Genomic DNA, 16,213 nt, shown 5'->3' with positions numbered 1-16,213 from the left:
CCGCACCGCCGGGAGGCCCGGGCCGCACCGTCTCCGGCCCGTCGTCCCGCGCCGGCCCCGGCCCCTTCGACCGGCCTCGGCGTCGCCGCCTCAGCGTGCCGCCGACCCGGACCGGGCGCGGTGCCGTTCAACGTGCCGCCGACCCGGACCGGGCGCGGTGCCGGCGTACCGCGTCGCGGTTGGCGCAGCGGGACGAGCAGTACCGTTGCCGGCCGGTCCGGGACAGGTCTGCGTAGATCACCCGGCAGTCGTCCAGCGCGCACCGGCCCAGCCGGTCCATTCCCCGGCCGGTCAGGTGCAGTGCCGTGCCGACGCTGATCAGGGCGCGGAGCACCGCCGACAACGACACCCCGTCGTCGCGGTAGTGCAGGTGCCAGGGTCCGTCCGCGTGGTTGGTCAGCCGGGGGTACGTCGACGCGTCCGCCAGCAGGTCGTTGAGCAGCCGGGCCCGCTCCGCCGCCGAGTCCGCGTCGACGATCTCGCACCACTGGTCGACGAGCCGCAGTACGACGACGAGGTCGTCCCCCTGGATCGGCATGTCCATCACCAGGCCGGCGTCGCCGCACCGCCGTGCCAGTTCGGCCACCGACCGGGGCCGGTTGTTGGCCAGGTCGACAGCCAGTCGTACCGGGTCCGACCCGTAAGGGTTGAGATGCATAATGCCATTACAGCAGGCTGTCGACATGACCGACACCGACGGGCACGTGTGGCGGACCCGGTCCCGACACCGGACGAGCGAGGGCACCGTGCACTACCAGTACTGTCACTGCGGCCTGTGGCGGGTCCGCGCCGGCCAGCGGGCCGTGGCCCGGATTCCGGAGACGCCGGTCCGGCCGGTCGACGCACCACCCCCGCACCGCCTCCGGCACAACCCGTCGCCGGGCACCGGTCGGTGGCCGGCGGCCGAGACGGTTCCGGGTGACCGGGATCGCTGACCGGATCGGTCCGGATCCGGGCACGATGGTGCCTGACGGTACGTCACCAGGACGGGACAGGATCGGTGACATGCAGCGAGCCCTCGTCGTCATCGACGTACAGGAGTCCTTCCGGCAGCGCCCGAACTGGGCCGCCACCTCGAACCCCGAGATCGTCAAGCAGGTACGTCTGCTGACCGAAACGTTCCGGGCCAGCGGCGACCTGGTGGTCTGGGTGCTGCACACCGAACCCGGCACCGGCACCGTCTTCGACCCGGCGCTCGGCTTCGTCCGGCTGATGGACGGGCTGGACGTCGCACCGGGCGAGCCGGTGCTGCGAAAGACCTCGCACAACGCGTTCACCACCACGAACCTGCAACAGTTGCTGACCAGTGAGGGGATCCGCGAACTGACGGTCTGCGGGATCCGGACCGAGCAGTGCGTCGAGACCACCACCCGGCTCGCCTCCGACCTCGGCTACCAGGTGACCTTCGTGACGGACGCCACCGCGACCACGCCGATCGAACACCGCGACGCCCCGCCCGGCCGTCCGTTGGACGAGATTCTCGCCGACCCGCGCACCCTCGGCGTCGACGAGATCATCCGCCGGACCGAGTACGCGCTCGCCGGCCGGTTCGCCACCATCCGTACCGTCGCGGAGCTGGTCGGCGGGTGACCACGGTCGTCTTCCTGCTCGCCGCCCGGCTGCACCTGCTCGACCTGGCCGGGCCGGCGCAGACGTTCTCCACCGCGGCCGACTTCGGTGGGGACTACACGCTGCACTACGTGGGCGAGCAGGAGGACGTCGGTACGGCGCAGGGCGTACCGCTGAGGGCCCGGGTCGACTGGCCCGACCTGGGCTCGGACGACCTGATCATGGTGCCCGGCTGTTCCACCTCCGGTCGGCCGTGGCAGCCCTCGTTCGGCGCCGCCACCCTGGAACGCCTGGCCCGGCACCACGAGCGGGGCGGCACGGTGGCCAGCGTCTGCTCCGGGGCGTTCGCGCTGGCCGACGCCGGGCTGCTCGCCGGCCGCCGCTGCACCACCCACCACGACCTGCAGGAGCACCTCGCACGTCGGTGTCCCCGCGCCACCGTCGTACGCGACGTGCTCTATGTCGAGGACCAACGGGTGATCACCTCGGCCGGCATCGCCAGCGGCATCGACCTCAGCCTGCATCTGCTGGCGGTCCGGCACGGCCCCGGTTTCGCCGCCCGGGTGGCCCGGGAGATGGTGGTCTACGCCCGACGCAACGGCGACGAGCAGCAGGCCAGCGCGATGCTCCGGCACCGGGGCCACCTCAGCGACGTGGTGCACCGGGTGCAGGACACCATCGACGCCCGGTACGCCGACCGGCTGTCCCTGCCCGACCTGGCCGCTTCCGGCGGTGTCAGCCAGCGGACCCTCACCCGGCTCTTCGTCGACGCTGTCGGGCTGACCCCGCTGCGCTACCAGCAGCTGCTCCGGGTCGAACGCGCCGAACACCTGATCGGCCACGGCACCACCGTCGAGTCGGCCGCCCGCGCGGTCGGTTTCGCCGACGCCCGGATGCTGCGCCGGCTCCGTGGTCGTACCGGCCTCCGGTGACCACGGTCGTCGCCGCCGTCGTACCCGATGGTCACGGTCGTCTTCGCACCGGCCGGCCCGGAGCCGGCCGAGCTCGGACGTCGGCGGTTACCGGAATCACGCACGCCGGCCCGGTCGCTACGCCCCGCCGGCCGGTACGTTCCGGAAAAGACGTTGAACGGGACGAGGAGTGCTGATGCGGTACGAACGCCTGGGCGGTTCGGGGCTGGAAGTGTCGAGTGTGGTCGTCGGCTGCATGAGCTTCGGCGAGCCCAGCCGCGGCCCCCACCCGTGGTCTCTGGCCCTCGACGACGCCCGGCCGCTGGTCCGGCAGGCGATCGAGGCCGGGATCACCACCTTCGACACCGCGAACGTCTACTCCGACGGCACCAGTGAGGAGATCACCGGCAAGCTGCTCGGCGAGTTCGCCACCCGCGACGAGGTGGTGATCGCGACCAAGGTGCACGGGCGGATGGGCCCGGGACCGAAGGGCGCCGGGCTGTCCCGGGCCGCGATCCTCACCCAGGTCGACGCCAGCCTGCGCCGGCTCGGCACCGACTACATCGACCTCTACCAGATCCACCGGTACGACCCGAACGTGCCGATCGAGGAGACGATGGAGGCACTGCACGACGTGGTCCGGGCCGGCAAGGTCCGCTACCTCGGCGCCTCCTCGATGTGGACCTGGCAGTTCGTCCAGGCCCAGTACGTCGCCGACCTGAACGGCTGGACCCGGTTCGTCTCGATGCAGAACCAGTACAACCTGATCATGCGGGAGGAGGAGCGGGAGATGCTCCCGTTCTGCCTCGACCAGGGCGTCGGAGTGCTGCCGTGGAGCCCGCTGGCGCGGGGCCGGCTCACCCGGGACTGGGACGCCACCACCCGGCGTACCGAGACCGACGAGTTCGGCAGTCGGCTCTACCGGCAGGCCGAGGAGTCCGACCGGCGGATCGTCGAGACGGTCGCCACGATCGCCGCCGAGCGGGGCGTGTCCCGGGCCCAGGTCGCGCTCGCCTGGCTGTTCCACCAGTCACCGGTCACCGCCCCGATCGTCGGCGCGACCCGGCCGGAACACCTGGCGGACGCGGTCGCCGCCGTGGAACTCCACCTCGACGAGAGTGAACTTCACCGACTTGAGGAGCACTACGTACCCCGCAGCCCCGAGGGCTTCTGACCACGACGGGCCGGGCCGGGAAGGGGCGCCTCCGGTCACGACAGGCCGGGCCGGCGAGCGGTTGACGCAGGCAGCGACCGGTCACGACGGGCCGGGCCGAAGAGGATTGGCGTAGGCGGCGACCGGGCACATGGGACAGACGCCCGGGGCTGCTACGGCGGCCCGGATCGGAGGTCGAGATGCGCTGGCTGTTACTTGTCGCGATCGTGGTGATGTTCTTCGGCGGAGCCTGGCTGTCCTACCGGGCCTTTGGTCTCGGAAGGTCGCTACGGCGACGGTTGGACGAGCGGCACTGATCGAACCGGCGGACCGTCAACCTCCCCACGCGCGACACACCCGGTGGTGGGAAAGGGGCACCTCCGGTCGCTTCCGGGTCGAGGAAGCGCCCCTTTCCGACCCCGTCGGTGCCGGCCGGCCCGGACGGGCCGGCTCAGGCACCCTTGGCCTGGCAGGGCACGCAGTACCGGGCGTGTGGCCGGATTTCGAGTCGCTCGACCGGGATGTCGGCCTGGCACCGCCCGCACCGCCCGTAACTGCCGTCGGCGATCCGACGCAACGCCTGGGCGGTGTCGGCCAGGCTCTGCCGGGTGGTGGCGATCCGTGCCGCGATCTGGTGCGGGTCATGGCCGTTGCGCTCGGGCTCACCACTGTGGATGGTCAGCTCGGTCAACTCGTCGGTCTGCCGCTGAAGCTGCTCCTCCAGCGCCGACCGCAGTCCCTCGTACTGGTCCTGTCTGTTGAGCATTGTCTGCTCCTCTCTGCTTGTCTGATGTGGACGAATCGGGTACGGCGGTACCGCCGTACGGGTGCGACCGCGGGTTGGCGAACCATCGGCCGTGCGTCGCCGGACCGCAGAACGCCCGGCCGCCCGGGGTGCCGCAGGACGTACGACATCCGGCACCGCGAGTCCGTGACGACCCGGTGAACGTCAGGGACGAACGGAAAACCAAGGCACGAACGGAAGCATCAGGGCCGAACGGGCGCGTCAGAGTGCATCGGGTCGTGGCGCGGCGGTGGGTGGGTACCCGGCCGCTCCTCCGGAAGCCGGCCCGCCTGCCGAAAATGTCGGGTCCGGTGCGACTCAGGAGGCCGGTCGGCCTACCGCCGGCCCGACCCCCGACTGGTCAGTCGCCCGCGCTCGCCGAGGTGAACCCGCGCAGCGAAGCGGGGCTACGAACCGGAGCCGAACTGTGGCGCGGGCCGGAACCGCCGACCGGAACGGACCTGCGGCGCGGGACAGGCCCACCGGGCCGCCGACGGGCCGGCGAGGCACACCACCACGCGGTCGGTCGTCGGCACGCGGCTCGATCGGCCCGGCCCGGCGGACCGGTCACCGTATGGGTCGTCATCACCGCCTCCTCGTGGCCCGACGCGTCGTGGGACCTCCAGCGTCCGTCACCGACCGGCGAAAGACAGGGGTCGACGTCGGCCAACACCAACCACGCCTGGTTGCCGGCCGCCGGCAACCAGTCCGGTGGCAACCGGGCGGGAAAAGGGACACCTCGACCCTGGACCGGCACCACTTCGCCGGCGCCGAGAAGCACGACTCAACTGATCCGGGGCAGTTCCCGGTGGGGCCAGCCGAGCAGCCGGGCACCGAGCACGGCGGCGTGCAGGGTGAACCAGTCGGCGGGGTTTGTCGGGTCGTAGCCGGTCAGTGCCCGTACCCGACCGAGCCGGTAGGTGACCGCCCGGACCGACAGGTGCAGCCGGCGGGCGGCGTGGGTGGCGACACCGCCGCTCGCGAAGTACGCCTCGACGGTGGCGAGCAGCGGGTCAGCACCACCGCGCGCCGACGTCAACGGGGTGAGCACCCCGTCGATCAGGTCCGCGATCGCCGCCTGGTCCCGCAACAGCATCCGGTAGACCAGCAGGTCCTCCGCGTACGCGACGTTGTCCGGCAGGTCCAACTTGCCACCGAGGTCGAGCGCCTCCCGCGCCTCCTCGTAACTGCGGGCGATGCAGGCCGGCGTCCGGGCACCGGAGCGGTGGGCGTCCCGCCCCGCCCGGCCTGGCTCAGCCATGTTCTCCCCCGATCGGCACCGTCGTCCGCAACCTATCCCGAACGGCGCCTGCCGACCGCCGACAGGCGACCATCGGGCCACGGGTACCCGTCTCCGGCGCGGACAGCCCGTCGGCAGCGACGGGTACCTTGATCGGGTGCTGTCTCCGGGAGTCGTCCTCAACGACCGTTACCTGCTGAACGACCGGGTGGCGACAGGTGGCATGGGCGAGGTCTGGTCCGCCACCGACACGCTGCTCAGACGCCGGGTCGCGGTCAAGGTCCTGCTCCCGGCGCTGATCTCCGACACGGAGTTCATCACCCGGTTCCGGACCGAGGCCCGGCTGATGGCCGCGCTGCGCCATCCGGGCATCGTCCAGGTCTACGACTACGGCGAGAACGCGCCGGTCGACGGTGGCCACCGGGTCGACTACCTCGTGATGGAGTACCTCGAGGGTGTCCCGCTGTCGAAGCGGATCAAGGCCGCCGGCCGGCTCGGCGTCGCGGAGACCCTCTCGGTGGTGGCACAGGCGGCGCAGGCCCTGCACGTCGCCCACCAGGCCAGCATCGTCCACCGGGACGTCAAGCCGAGCAACCTGCTGGTCCAACCGGACGGCAGCATCGTGCTGGTCGACTTCGGCGTGGCCCGGTCGGCGAACATCACCGGCATCACCGGCAGCAACGTCGTGCTCGGCACGGCCCACTACATGGCCCCCGAGCAGATCTCCGGGCGCCCCGTCTCGGCGGCGACCGACATCTACGCGCTCGGCGCGCTCGCGTACTGCTGTCTGACCGGCCGGCCGCCGTTCACCGGTACCAATCCGCTGCACGTGGTGAGTCAGCATCTCCAGGACCCGCCGCCCGCACTGCCGCCGGACGTCCCGGCTCCGGTGGCCGCGCTCGTCACCCACGCCCTGGCCAAGGATCCGGCGCACCGTCACCCGAGCGCCGCCGCCTTCGCCGAGGCCGCCCGTGCCCTGCTGGCCACACCCCCGGCCACGGTTGCCACCCCGCTGAGCGGCACGCCGTGGAGCACCGGCACGGCACCGGCAGCCGACCGCGCTGGCCACCACCAGACTCCGCTGCCGTACGGGGCACCCCCACCCTCCGCGTCCGGTTCCGGGTACGACGGCGGCACGGAGCAGCCGTCGGGTGCCCCACCCACCGTCCCGGACCAGCGGTGGAACGCGGCACCTCCGGCCGGGGACGGCAACCGACGCCGACGCAACCGTGTCCTCGCGGCGGTGGCCGGAACACTGGCCGTCGCGCTGGCCGGGCTGGGCGCCGTACTCGTCCTCCGGCCGGGTGCGCAGGACCCGTCAGCGTCCGACCTGCTGACCAGGGTCGGCGGCCGGGCCTCGACCAGCGCCACCCCGTCCGGCGGGGGCCTCGAACCGGCGGCCCGGGCCACCAGCCAGCCGAACCGGTCGGCCGGAACGACCGGTGGCGCGACCGCCACCCCGACGCCCTCCCGCCCGGGCGGATCCGCCCCGACCGGCGGCCCGAAACCCACTCCGAGCCGGACGAGCCCGTCCACGAAGAACCCGTACACCGCGGCCGAGGCCTGCGGGAGTGGTTACCAGGTCATCGACTCGGCGACGCTGACCGGATCGGACGGGGGCGTACAGGGGCGGGTGTACCTGCTGTACAACGCCGGCAACGGCTACAACTGCGCGGTGACCCTGAAGACCACCTCGGTCGGCAGCAGGACGCCGGTCTCCACGTACCTGGAGGTGCAGGGCCAGGCCAGGAGCACCGACAGCGGCTCGTTCGACTACTACGCCGGGCCGGTCCGGGCCAAGGCGGCGGGCGTCTGCGTCAGATGGGGTGGCTCGGCCGCCGGGGTCGGTTACAACAGCCCGTTCGAACACTGCGACTGAGCTTCCTGGCGGCACCGAGCGTCGGGTGGAGCCGAGCGGCCGATGCCCCGGCTCGAAGCGACACTCTACTGTGGTCGATGCCGACGGGGGGAGGCGCTGATGTCGACCGGAAAGTACGACGTGATCGTCGTCGGGTGCCGGGTGGCCGGCGCCGCGACCGCAATGCTGCTGGCCAGACACGGCGTACGGGTGCTGGCGGTGGACCGTGCCCGGTTCCCGAGCGACACGCTGTCGTCGCACCAGCTCCAGGTGCCCGGCGTCGCCCGGTTACGCCGTTGGGGCCTGCTCGACCGGCTGGTGGCGGCCGACACCCCACCGGCCCGGGACGTCCGATTCGATCCCGGGCACGTGGTGCTGACCGGGCGCTATCCGACCCTCGATGGGGCTGACGCGCTCTACAGTCCACGCCGGACGCTGCTCGACACGATTCTGTTGGACGCGGCGCGCGCGGCGGGGGCGGAGGTCCGCGAGGGCTTCGACGTCGACGAGCCGGTGTGGGAGCGGGACCGGGTGGTGGGCATCCGGGGCCGGCAGCGGGGCGGCGGGACCGTACACGAGTCGGCCCGGCTCGTGGTCGGTGCCGACGGCAAACACTCGATGGTCGCCGCGGCGGTCGGGGCGGCGGTCGACCGGTCGCACCCGGCGTCGACGTTCGCCTGCTACACGTACTGGTCCGGGGTGCCGTTGTCCGGCGGTGAGCTGTATCAGCGGCCCGGTCGCACCGTCGCGGCGTTCCCCACCAACGACGGCCTCACGGTGGTGTACGTCGCCGGACCGGCCGCCAACTTTGCCGCGTTCCGGTCCGACGTGGAGGGGCACTACCTGCGCACCCTCGACGACTGCGGTGATCTCGGCGCCCGGATACGCGCCGGTACCCGGGTCGAGCGCTTCCGCAGCACGCCGGACGTGCCGAACGTGATCCGGGTGCCGTACGGGCCGGGTTGGGCGCTGGTCGGTGACGCCGGACTGGTGATGGATCCGATCACCGGGCAGGGGATCGGCAACGCCTTCCGGGACGCCGAGTTCCTCGCCGAGGCGATCACCAGCGGGCTGGACAGCAGTGGCAGCCTCGACGCCAGCCTGGCCGGCTACCGGACCCGACGGGACGCCGCCGCCCGCCCGATGTACGACCTCACCGTCGAACTCGCCGCCTTCCGGCCGGTGGGTACGGCCGAGCGGCTGCTCTTCTCCGCGCTCCAGGGTCGGCAGGCCGGCATCGACCAGTTCCTCGCGGTGCTCGCCGGCACACTGCCGATGGACCGGTTCCGGTCGCCCGGTAACCTGCTGCGCCTGCTCGGCGGTCGTCACCTGGCCAGGATCGCCGCCGCCGAGCTGCGCGGCCGACTGGTACCGCCGCACCGGTCGGCGGGTCACGCCGTGTGGCGCGATCGCCGCAGCGCCGCCGGCCGGTGAATTGGCAAGACCACCCGTCATAGCCACACTTCCACGCCCGCGACGGTCCGCCGAGCCGTCGTTTCTGGCTGGCTGCTGACCTGCTGATTCATTTCAGCCTGGTCCCGGTACGTCCCGGGCCGGCCTCCCGAAGCTCGCAGCACGAGCAGGCTCGGGCGGGACAGCCAGGGCCGCTTGGCGTGCAATTGCTCTTCAATTCGGCCCGTCTGGTGAGCGGAATCCGTTGCTGAGGCATTGGAGTTAGGGGCACCCGGGCACCGGGTGCGGTACCCGGGTGCGGTCGTGGCGCTGGTTCAGGCGGCGGGAGAGGTTGCGGCTTCGGTCAGACCGCCGCCGCTCCCGCGGTCGTCGAGCACGAGTGGGGCACGCCCGTTGACGGTGTACCGGATGTGCGTGACCCGCGGCGTGTGCACGACCCTGGTGGGTGCAAGCTCGATCGCCTCGAAGTCGCCGAGGTCGAGGCCGCCGTCGAGCAGGCGCATCCCTGCGCCGAGCACCACCGGGACGATGTGGATCTCCAGCTCGTCCAGCAGGCCGGCTTCGAGTACCTGTCGCAGCAGGTTGCCACCGCCAGCGACGGCGATGTTCTTGCCGTTCGCCGCCGCACGTGCCTGCTCGACCGCGCTGGCGACACCATCGGTGACGTACGTGAAGCTCGTTCCACCCTTGCGTACCAGGGTCTCGCGGGGACGGTGCGTCACGACGAAGACCGGCGCGCGGAACGGGGGTTCCTCGCCCCACGGCACCTCGCCGCCGTCGGCCATCCGCCTGCCCATGACGTATGCGCCGGCTGCCTCGAACGTCTCGGCCAGGATCTCCGAGTTCGTGTCCTGCTCTCCGCCGGCGAAGCCCAACCGCTCCCGCCAAGCCATCGCGTCGGTCACCCAACGGGTGATCCGGAAGAATCCAGCGGCCTCCGCCGATTCCATCCAGCCGCCGTCGCCGCTGTCCTGAGGACCGGCGTAGTACCCGTCGAGTGAAAGCGACATTTGCGCTGTTACCTTGGTCATCGTCCTCGCTCCGCTCGCTCGCGCCCTTGGTTCGGGCTGCTCACCTAGAGATCGGAGCCGCGAGGTTGATTTCTACACGTGTGCTGCGACGAACGGGCTCAGTCGGTGCAGCGGACGGCCTGCTGCACGAGAAACCGCTGCTCGGCCCGGCTCCCAGCCAGGCGTGCGGCCTCCCGGTACGCCGCAGCCGCGTCGGCCCGTTCCCCGGCCTGATCAAGCAGGTGTGCCCGGACCGCCAGCAGCCGGTGATTCCCTGCGAGTGGCCCGGACTCCAACTCGCCGAGCAGCGCCAGCCCAGCCGCCGGGCTCCGCACCATCGCCAAAGCGACCGCCCGGTTGAGCGTGGCGACGGGATTGGGCGCCAGCCGATCGAGGACCTGGTACAGCGCGAGAATCTGGGGCCAGTCCGTGGCCTCAGTCGACGATGCCTCGGCGTGCACGGCCGCAATGGCCGCCTGTATCTGATACGGACCGAGAGGCCGCATGACGAGACTGTGGGTGACCAGAGCGATGCCTTCCGCGATCGCGGTCCGATCCCACCGCGACCGGTCTTGCTCGTTGAGCGGCACGAGGATGCCATCGGGTCCGGTGCGCGCCGCGCTGCGCGCCTCCGTCAACACCATCAGCGCCAGCAGCCCTACGGTTTCGCCTGATTCGGGCAGCCGGTCGTGTAGTCGACGCGCCAGCCACAACGCCTGCCGGGTAAGGTCGGTCCGCTGCAGCACCGGCCCAGAACTGACGCTATAGCCCTCATTGAACAGCAGGTACAACACGTGCAACACGGCCTGCAGCCGGGGCCCGCGCTCGGGCTGCGGCGTAAGCTCGAATCGGGCATCGACCTCCCGCAGTCGCTGTTTTGCCCGTGAAATCCGCTGGCCCATCGTCTTCTCCGGCACGAGGAAGGCCGCGGCTATCTCGGCCGTGCTCAGTCCGCCGACCGCCCGCAGCGTCAGTGCCACCTGTGCGGACGGGGTCAGGGCCGGATGGCAGCAAAGGAACAACAGCTCAAGCAGGTCGTCGCGCACCGGCTCCAGGTCCGGCGGCGGGGCGACCAGCGCATCGCGCGGGGTGGCCTCCAGAACGGCACGCTCCCGACGTTCCCGGGCAGTGTCAGCGCGCAGTTGATCCAGGTAGCGACGCGCGGCGACCGTCTTCAGCCACCCCAGCGGCTGCGCTGGGACGCCGGTGCGCTGCCACGTGCTGACGGCGGAGATCAACGCCTCCTGTACCGCGTCCTCACACCGATAGAAGTCGCCGTAGCGGCGTACGAGGGCACCGAGCACCGGGGCAGCGAGCGTCCGCAGCAGTCCCTCGACCGACGCGTCGACCGTCAACGCTGGATCCAGCCGCCCCGCATGAACGGCCACACCTCGACGCTGCCACCGTAACGCAGCCCTGGATAGGACTGGGCGATGTCCAGCGCCCGCTGGTCGACGTCGACATCCACCACGAAGAAGGAGCCCACGTACTCCTTCGCCTCCAGGTACGGCCCGTCCGTGACGACCGGACCGCCATGCGCCATCCGGACCGAGCGGGCCTGCGGTACCAACCCTTCCGCGCTGACCAACTCCCCGGACTCAACCAGCGCATCGTTGAACGCGTCGACCTCGCTGATGAGCGCGGCGAGGTCGGCCGGCGCGAGCGTGTTCCAGACGTCCTCGTTGCCAAAAACCAGCATCAGATACTTCATGGGACAACCCTTCCCTGCAGCGGCGGCGAGCGCTGTTGTCACGATATGCGGGCTGCCAAGCTCCTGCGCACAGACGGCAACGGTACGGCTTCACGCTCATCGCGGGCTATGAGCGGACGCTACGTGTGGGGAGAGTGGTATCTCTTCGGTCGCGGAGTGGTTCACCGCCGTATGCTGCGGAAGCGGTCGTACATCCGGTCAGACCACAGCGCCGCGACGCGACAAACCAAGATCAAGGCTAGGTTGTACTCACGTCGTACTCGATGATCTTGTATCAAGCGGTTCGCCTACTCAAGGCGGTATGTGGTGGAGCCGAGGGGACTCGAACCCCTAACCCCTGCCTTGCAAAGGCAGTGCTCTGCCAGTTGAGCTACGGCCCCTCAGATGGCCGACGGCCACCGACGGGGATGGCGGTCCAGCGGAGACTACCGCAGGTCAGGAGCGGTGGTCGCCTCGTGCCAGAGCGCACGCTCGTCGTTCGACTCCTTGACCTTCTTGATCACGAGTGCCGCAACGCCGACCACGCCGACCACGAGCAGAAGCTTCTTCCACATGGACTTGATCCTCACGCTCGACACATGTCGGACGGTGTGAAGTGGGGCTAGATGGAATCGAACCATCGACCTCAGAGTTATCAGCTCTGCGCTCTAACCGACTGAGCTATAGCCCCCTGTGCGCCGAGCAAGGTTACCGTACCGCCGGCACGATCCCCAACTCGGGGGGTCGGCGCCCGGAGAGAGGAACCACCCCGGTCCGACCGGCCCTGACGCTACCCGAACGACAAACGCCGGGGCCACCGCATAACGGCGCCCCGGCGTTCCCGGACAATCCACCGGCCCGACGGTCAGTCGCGCTCGGCCAGCGTGAGCTCGATGCCGCCGACCAGGTCGGCGCAGACGTTGTAGATGAACGCCCCGAGGGTGGCCAGCGCGGTGAAGAGCACCACGTTCACCAGGCCGATCAGGCCCGAGGTGAGGATGACGCCCCTGGCGGTGATCCGGAAGGCGCTCTCGTTCGAGCCGCCACTCGCGGCCAGCATGTCGGTGAGGGTGCCGTTCACGCTGTCGAAGACCCCCATCGCGTCGAGCGCGAGATAGAGGACCGAGGTCGCCACGATCACCACGATGAACAGCACCAGCGAGACCGCGAACGAGAACTTCATCACCGACCAGGGGTCGATCCGCTTCAGGTTCAGTCTGGCCCGGCGGGGACCACGGGCGGCGGCGGAACTGACCGTGCTGCGGGCGGCCCGGACGGCCTCGGTCACCCGGGCGGCGCCGACCGCACCGGCACCGCCGGCTCCCGCGCCGGCCCCCGGGGCCGTACCGGGAACCGCGCCACCGGCACCGGCACCGGCGCCGGGACGCGCCGTCGGGCTACCGAGCCCGAAGCGCGTCGAACCCGCCTGCGAGGTGCCGCCCGTACGACCGGCCCGGAAGGTGGGCTGCGAGCCGGTGATCGGCTGGGTGGTCTCCGCGCTCGGACCGGTCGAGCCGGTCGACCGGTCCGCCCGCAGCGGAATCCGTTCGGTGCGGATCTCCGAGCCCGGCTGCTCCAACCGGGTCGTCGCCTCGTCCGCCCGGCTCGACCTGTCGGCCTTGTCCCCGCCGGCCGGAGACTTCGCCGTCGGGGTCTTCGTGGTGGCGGTCTTCCCGGCCGGGGAGGCGGCGGCGCTGGTACTCGCCGTACTCGGCGTCGACGGAGCCTCGTTCTCCCCGCCGGTCTGTGCCGGCGGGGAGCTGGCATCCCCCGGAAGCTGGTCGGGCGGCGGCGGCATGCCCGGCGCCCGGGTGAACTTGGGGGACGGCGCGTCGGGGGAGACGACCGCCCGGCCGACAACGGCGCGACCGGTCGCTGGCGCGCCGCCGCCGGAGGCGGCCTCCTCGTCGACCGGGTTGGTCGAGGCCCCCGCCGCCCCCGACTTCGCCTGTGTCTCCGTCATGAACTAGTCCTGTTCGTCAGGCTCGTCGGCATTGCGAGCAATCGCCACAATAGTCACGCCGTCTGGTAGGTCCATCAGTTTGACCCCCATTGTGTTCCGATCACGCGTTCGGCGTACAGGCTTCACGGGCGTCCGGATCACTCCGCCGTTGCTGGTGATCGCGAACAGCTCGTCGTCCGGGCTGATGACGACCGCACCGACCAACCCGCCGCGACGCTCGGTGATCTTTGCGGTCAGCACCCCTTTACCTCCCCTACCCTGCACGGGGTATTCCTCGATCGGGGTGCGTTTCGCGTAACCCCCGTTCGTCGCCACGAGGACATCCAGGTCCATGCCCTCGCGGACCACCTCCATCGCCAACAGCACGTCGTCGTCGGTGAACCGCATCCCGATCACCCCCGACGTCGCCCGGCCCATCGGTCGGAGCGCCTCGTCCGTGGCGTTGAACCGAATCGCCTGTGCCTTCTTCGACACCAGCAGGAGGTCGTCCCCGGATCCCGCCAGCGCCGCACCGACCAGCTCGTCCTCGTCGCGCAGGTTGATCGCGATGATGCCGCCGGAACGGTTGGAATCGAACTCCTCCAACCTGGTCTTCTTCACCAGCCCGTTCTTGGTGGCCAGTACCAGGTACGGCGCGACCTGGTAATCCGGGATCTCGATGACCTGGGCAATCTGCTCGTCAGGCTGGAACGCGAGCAGATTGGCCACGTGTTGGCCCTTCGCCACCCTACTGGCCTCCGGCAACTCGTACGCCTTGGCCCGGTAGACCCGACCCTTGTTGGTGAAGAAGAGCATCCAACTGTGGGTCGAGCAGACGAAGAAGTGGCTGACGATATCGTCCTGGCGCAGTGACGCCCCGCTGACCCCCTTGCCGCCCCGGCGCTGCGAGCGGTAGAGGTCGACCTTGGTCCGCTTCGCGTACCCGGTCCGGGTGATGGTGACCACCACGTCCTCGCGGGCGATGAGGTCCTCCATCGAGACCTCACCCTCGAACGGCACGATCTTGGTGCGCCGCTCGTCGCCCCACTTGGCCACGATCTCGCCGAGCTCGTCGGAGACGATCTTCCGCTGCCGCTCCGGCTTGGCCAGGATGTCCTTGAGGTCGGCGATCTCCACCTCGATCTTGGCCAACTCGTCAATAATCTTCTGGCGCTCCAGCGCGGCGAGCCGCCGCAGCTGCATGTCCAGAATCGCGGTGGCCTGCACCTCGTCGATGTCCAGCAGCTGGATCAGGCCCTGCCGGGCCTCCTCCACCGTGGGCGAGCGACGGATCAGGGCGATCACCTCGTCGAGGGCGTCCAGCGCCTTGACCAGACCCCGCAGGATGTGCGCCCGCTCCTCGGCCTTGCGCAGCCGGTACGCGGTCCGCCGGCGGATCACGTCGATCTGGTGCTCGACGTAGTACCGGATGAACTGGGCGAGGTTCAGCGTCCGCGGCACCCCGTCGACCAGCGCCAGCATGTTGGCGCCGAACGTCTCCTGGAGCTGGGTGTGCTTGTAGAGGTTGTTCAGCACCACCTTCGCGACCGCGTCGCGCTTGAGCACCAGCACGATCCGCATGCCGGTACGCCCCGAGGACTCGTCCCGGATGTCGGCGATCCCGGCGAGCTTGCCCTCCTTGATCAGCTCGGCGATCCGCTCGGCCAGGTTGTCCGGGTTGACCTGGTACGGCAACTCGGTGACGACCAGGCTGGTCCGACCCCGGTTGTCCTCCTCGACGTCCACCACCGCGCGCATCCGGATCGAGCCGCGCCCGGTCCGGTACGCGTCCTGGATCGCGGCGGTTCCGACGATCAGGCCGTAGGTCGGGAAGTCCGGCCCCTTGACGATCTCGATCAGCGCGTCGAGCGTGGTGGCCTCGTCCGCCTCCGGGTGCTCCAGGCACCACTGCACCGCCGCCGCGATCTCCCGCAGGTTGTGCGGCGGGATCTTGGTCGCCATCCCGACCGCGATGCCCTCGGAGCCGTTCACCAGCAGGTTGGGGATCCGCGACGGCAGGATCGTCGGCTCCTTGGCCCGGCCGTCGTAGTTGTCCTGGAAGTCGACGGTGTCCTCGTCGATGTCCCGGAGCATCTCCATGGCCAGCGGGTCGAGCTTGCACTCGGTGTACCGCATGGCGGCGGCCGGGTCGTTGCCGGGCGAGCCGAAGTTGCCGTTGCCGTCGACCAGCGGGTAACGCAGCGACCAGGTCTGGGCCATCCGGACCAGCGCGTCGTAGATCGCCGAGTCACCGTGCGGGTGGAACTGACCCATCACGTCGCCGACCACCCGGGAGCACTTCACGTACCCCCGGTCCGGCCGGTAGCCGGAGTCGAACATGGCGTAGAGGATCTTGCGGTGTACGGGCTTGAGACCGTCCCGTACGTCCGGCAGCGCCCGTCCGACGATCACGCTCATCGCGTAGTCGAGGTACGACCGCTGCATCTCCACCTCGAGCCCCACCGGCTCGATCCGGTCGTGCTGGGCTACCCCACCGCCACCCGGCGGGGTCGGCTCGGCCGACTCGTTCTCGAAGGACTCGGGAGTATCCGTCACTGTCAACCCTTATCAGACTCAAAGCCGCATTCCGCTGTGGATAACGGCTGTGGAAACCGTGGAAGCTGTGGATAACTGTGTGGAACG

At 70.4% G+C, this 16,213-nt stretch carries 14 protein-coding genes, 2 tRNA genes and 1 pseudogene; 6 read left to right on the top strand and 11 right to left on the bottom strand.

Features of this window, described 5'->3' with window-relative positions:
* Positions 1-127: 127 nt before the first annotated feature.
* Positions 128-658 carry a CGNR zinc finger domain-containing protein gene (locus tag V1633_RS08345; protein ID WP_331213604.1) on the bottom strand — a complete coding sequence of 177 codons (531 nt, stop codon included), beginning with the start codon at positions 656-658 and terminating at the stop codon, positions 128-130.
* A gap of 25 nt (positions 659-683) precedes the next feature.
* Here V1633_RS08345 and V1633_RS08340 point away from each other — a divergent pair, with 25 nt between their 5' ends.
* The 4 genes from V1633_RS08340 (at position 684) to V1633_RS08325 (ending at position 3,654) form a co-directional block, all read left to right on the top strand.
* A complete protein-coding gene (locus V1633_RS08340; RefSeq protein ID WP_331213603.1) occupies positions 684-935 on the top strand; it encodes a hypothetical protein in 252 nt (83 codons plus the stop codon).
* A gap of 70 nt (positions 936-1,005) precedes the next feature.
* Entirely contained in the window at positions 1,006-1,590 is a 585-nt protein-coding gene (locus V1633_RS08335; RefSeq protein ID WP_331213602.1) for a cysteine hydrolase family protein, read from the top strand.
* Positions 1,587-2,501 carry a GlxA family transcriptional regulator gene (locus V1633_RS08330; protein ID WP_331213601.1) on the top strand — a complete coding sequence of 305 codons (915 nt, stop codon included), beginning with the start codon at positions 1,587-1,589 and terminating at the stop codon, positions 2,499-2,501. The genes V1633_RS08335 and V1633_RS08330 overlap by 4 nt, the downstream gene beginning before the upstream one ends.
* A gap of 175 nt (positions 2,502-2,676) precedes the next feature.
* The gene (locus tag V1633_RS08325) at positions 2,677-3,654 is read left to right on the top strand and encodes an aldo/keto reductase (RefSeq protein ID WP_331213600.1); all 978 of its coding nucleotides are present in this window, start codon (positions 2,677-2,679) and stop codon (positions 3,652-3,654) included.
* 430 nt (positions 3,655-4,084) lie between these two features.
* Here the strand turns inward: V1633_RS08325 and V1633_RS08320 are convergent, their stop codons facing one another.
* Together V1633_RS08320 and V1633_RS08315 are read right to left on the bottom strand one after the other, a co-directional pair.
* Positions 4,085-4,399, bottom strand: coding sequence for a TraR/DksA family transcriptional regulator (locus V1633_RS08320; protein ID WP_331213599.1), 315 nt, complete (start codon positions 4,397-4,399; stop codon positions 4,085-4,087).
* Positions 4,400-5,201: 802 nt separating this feature from the next.
* Entirely contained in the window at positions 5,202-5,678 is a 477-nt protein-coding gene (locus tag V1633_RS08315) for a PucR family transcriptional regulator (RefSeq protein WP_331213598.1), read from the bottom strand.
* Between the two features lie 136 nt (positions 5,679-5,814).
* Between V1633_RS08315 and V1633_RS08310 the strand changes: the two are divergent.
* Positions 5,815-7,287, top strand: a pseudogene (locus V1633_RS08310) (protein kinase domain-containing protein); the annotation flags it as partial.
* A gap of 348 nt (positions 7,288-7,635) precedes the next feature.
* On the top strand, positions 7,636-8,949 hold the full coding sequence (locus V1633_RS08305) for an NAD(P)/FAD-dependent oxidoreductase (RefSeq protein ID WP_331213596.1): 1,314 nt from the start codon (positions 7,636-7,638) through the stop codon (positions 8,947-8,949).
* A 293-nt stretch (positions 8,950-9,242) separates the two neighbouring features.
* Here the strand turns inward: V1633_RS08305 and V1633_RS08300 are convergent, their stop codons facing one another.
* The 8 genes from V1633_RS08300 to gyrA all read right to left on the bottom strand — a co-directional run bounded on the left by V1633_RS08300 (position 9,243) and on the right by gyrA (position 16,126).
* Positions 9,243-9,959, bottom strand: coding sequence for a dihydrofolate reductase family protein (locus tag V1633_RS08300; protein ID WP_331213595.1), 717 nt, complete (start codon positions 9,957-9,959; stop codon positions 9,243-9,245).
* Between the two features lie 98 nt (positions 9,960-10,057).
* Positions 10,058-11,293: an RNA polymerase sigma factor gene (locus tag V1633_RS08295; protein WP_331213594.1), complete on the bottom strand. Its 1,236-nt coding sequence runs from the start codon at positions 11,291-11,293 to the stop codon at positions 10,058-10,060.
* A complete protein-coding gene (locus V1633_RS08290) occupies positions 11,290-11,649 on the bottom strand; it encodes a YciI family protein (RefSeq protein WP_331213593.1) in 360 nt (119 codons plus the stop codon). Before V1633_RS08290 ends, V1633_RS08295 begins: the two co-directional genes overlap by 4 nt.
* A 304-nt stretch (positions 11,650-11,953) precedes the next feature.
* A tRNA-Ala gene (locus tag V1633_RS08285) sits at positions 11,954-12,029 on the bottom strand.
* 45 nt (positions 12,030-12,074) lie between these two features.
* Entirely contained in the window at positions 12,075-12,203 is a 129-nt protein-coding gene (locus V1633_RS08280; RefSeq protein WP_331213592.1) for a DLW-39 family protein, read from the bottom strand.
* Between the two features lie 42 nt (positions 12,204-12,245).
* Positions 12,246-12,319 (bottom strand) — tRNA-Ile (locus tag V1633_RS08275).
* 174 nt (positions 12,320-12,493) lie between these two features.
* Entirely contained in the window at positions 12,494-13,426 is a 933-nt protein-coding gene (locus V1633_RS08270) for a DUF3566 domain-containing protein (RefSeq protein ID WP_456238636.1), read from the bottom strand.
* A 168-nt stretch (positions 13,427-13,594) separates the two neighbouring features.
* On the bottom strand, positions 13,595-16,126 hold the full coding sequence (gyrA, locus tag V1633_RS08265; RefSeq protein WP_331213590.1) for a DNA gyrase subunit A: 2,532 nt from the start codon (positions 16,124-16,126) through the stop codon (positions 13,595-13,597).
* Between the last annotated feature and the right edge of the window lie 87 nt (positions 16,127-16,213).

This window comes from Plantactinospora sonchi (genome assembly GCF_036422035.1).
GTDB classification, from domain to species: domain Bacteria; phylum Actinomycetota; class Actinomycetes; order Mycobacteriales; family Micromonosporaceae; genus Plantactinospora; species Plantactinospora sonchi.
Note: the sequence above shows the minus strand (reverse complement) of the source record. Positions and strands in the feature narration are given on the sequence as shown.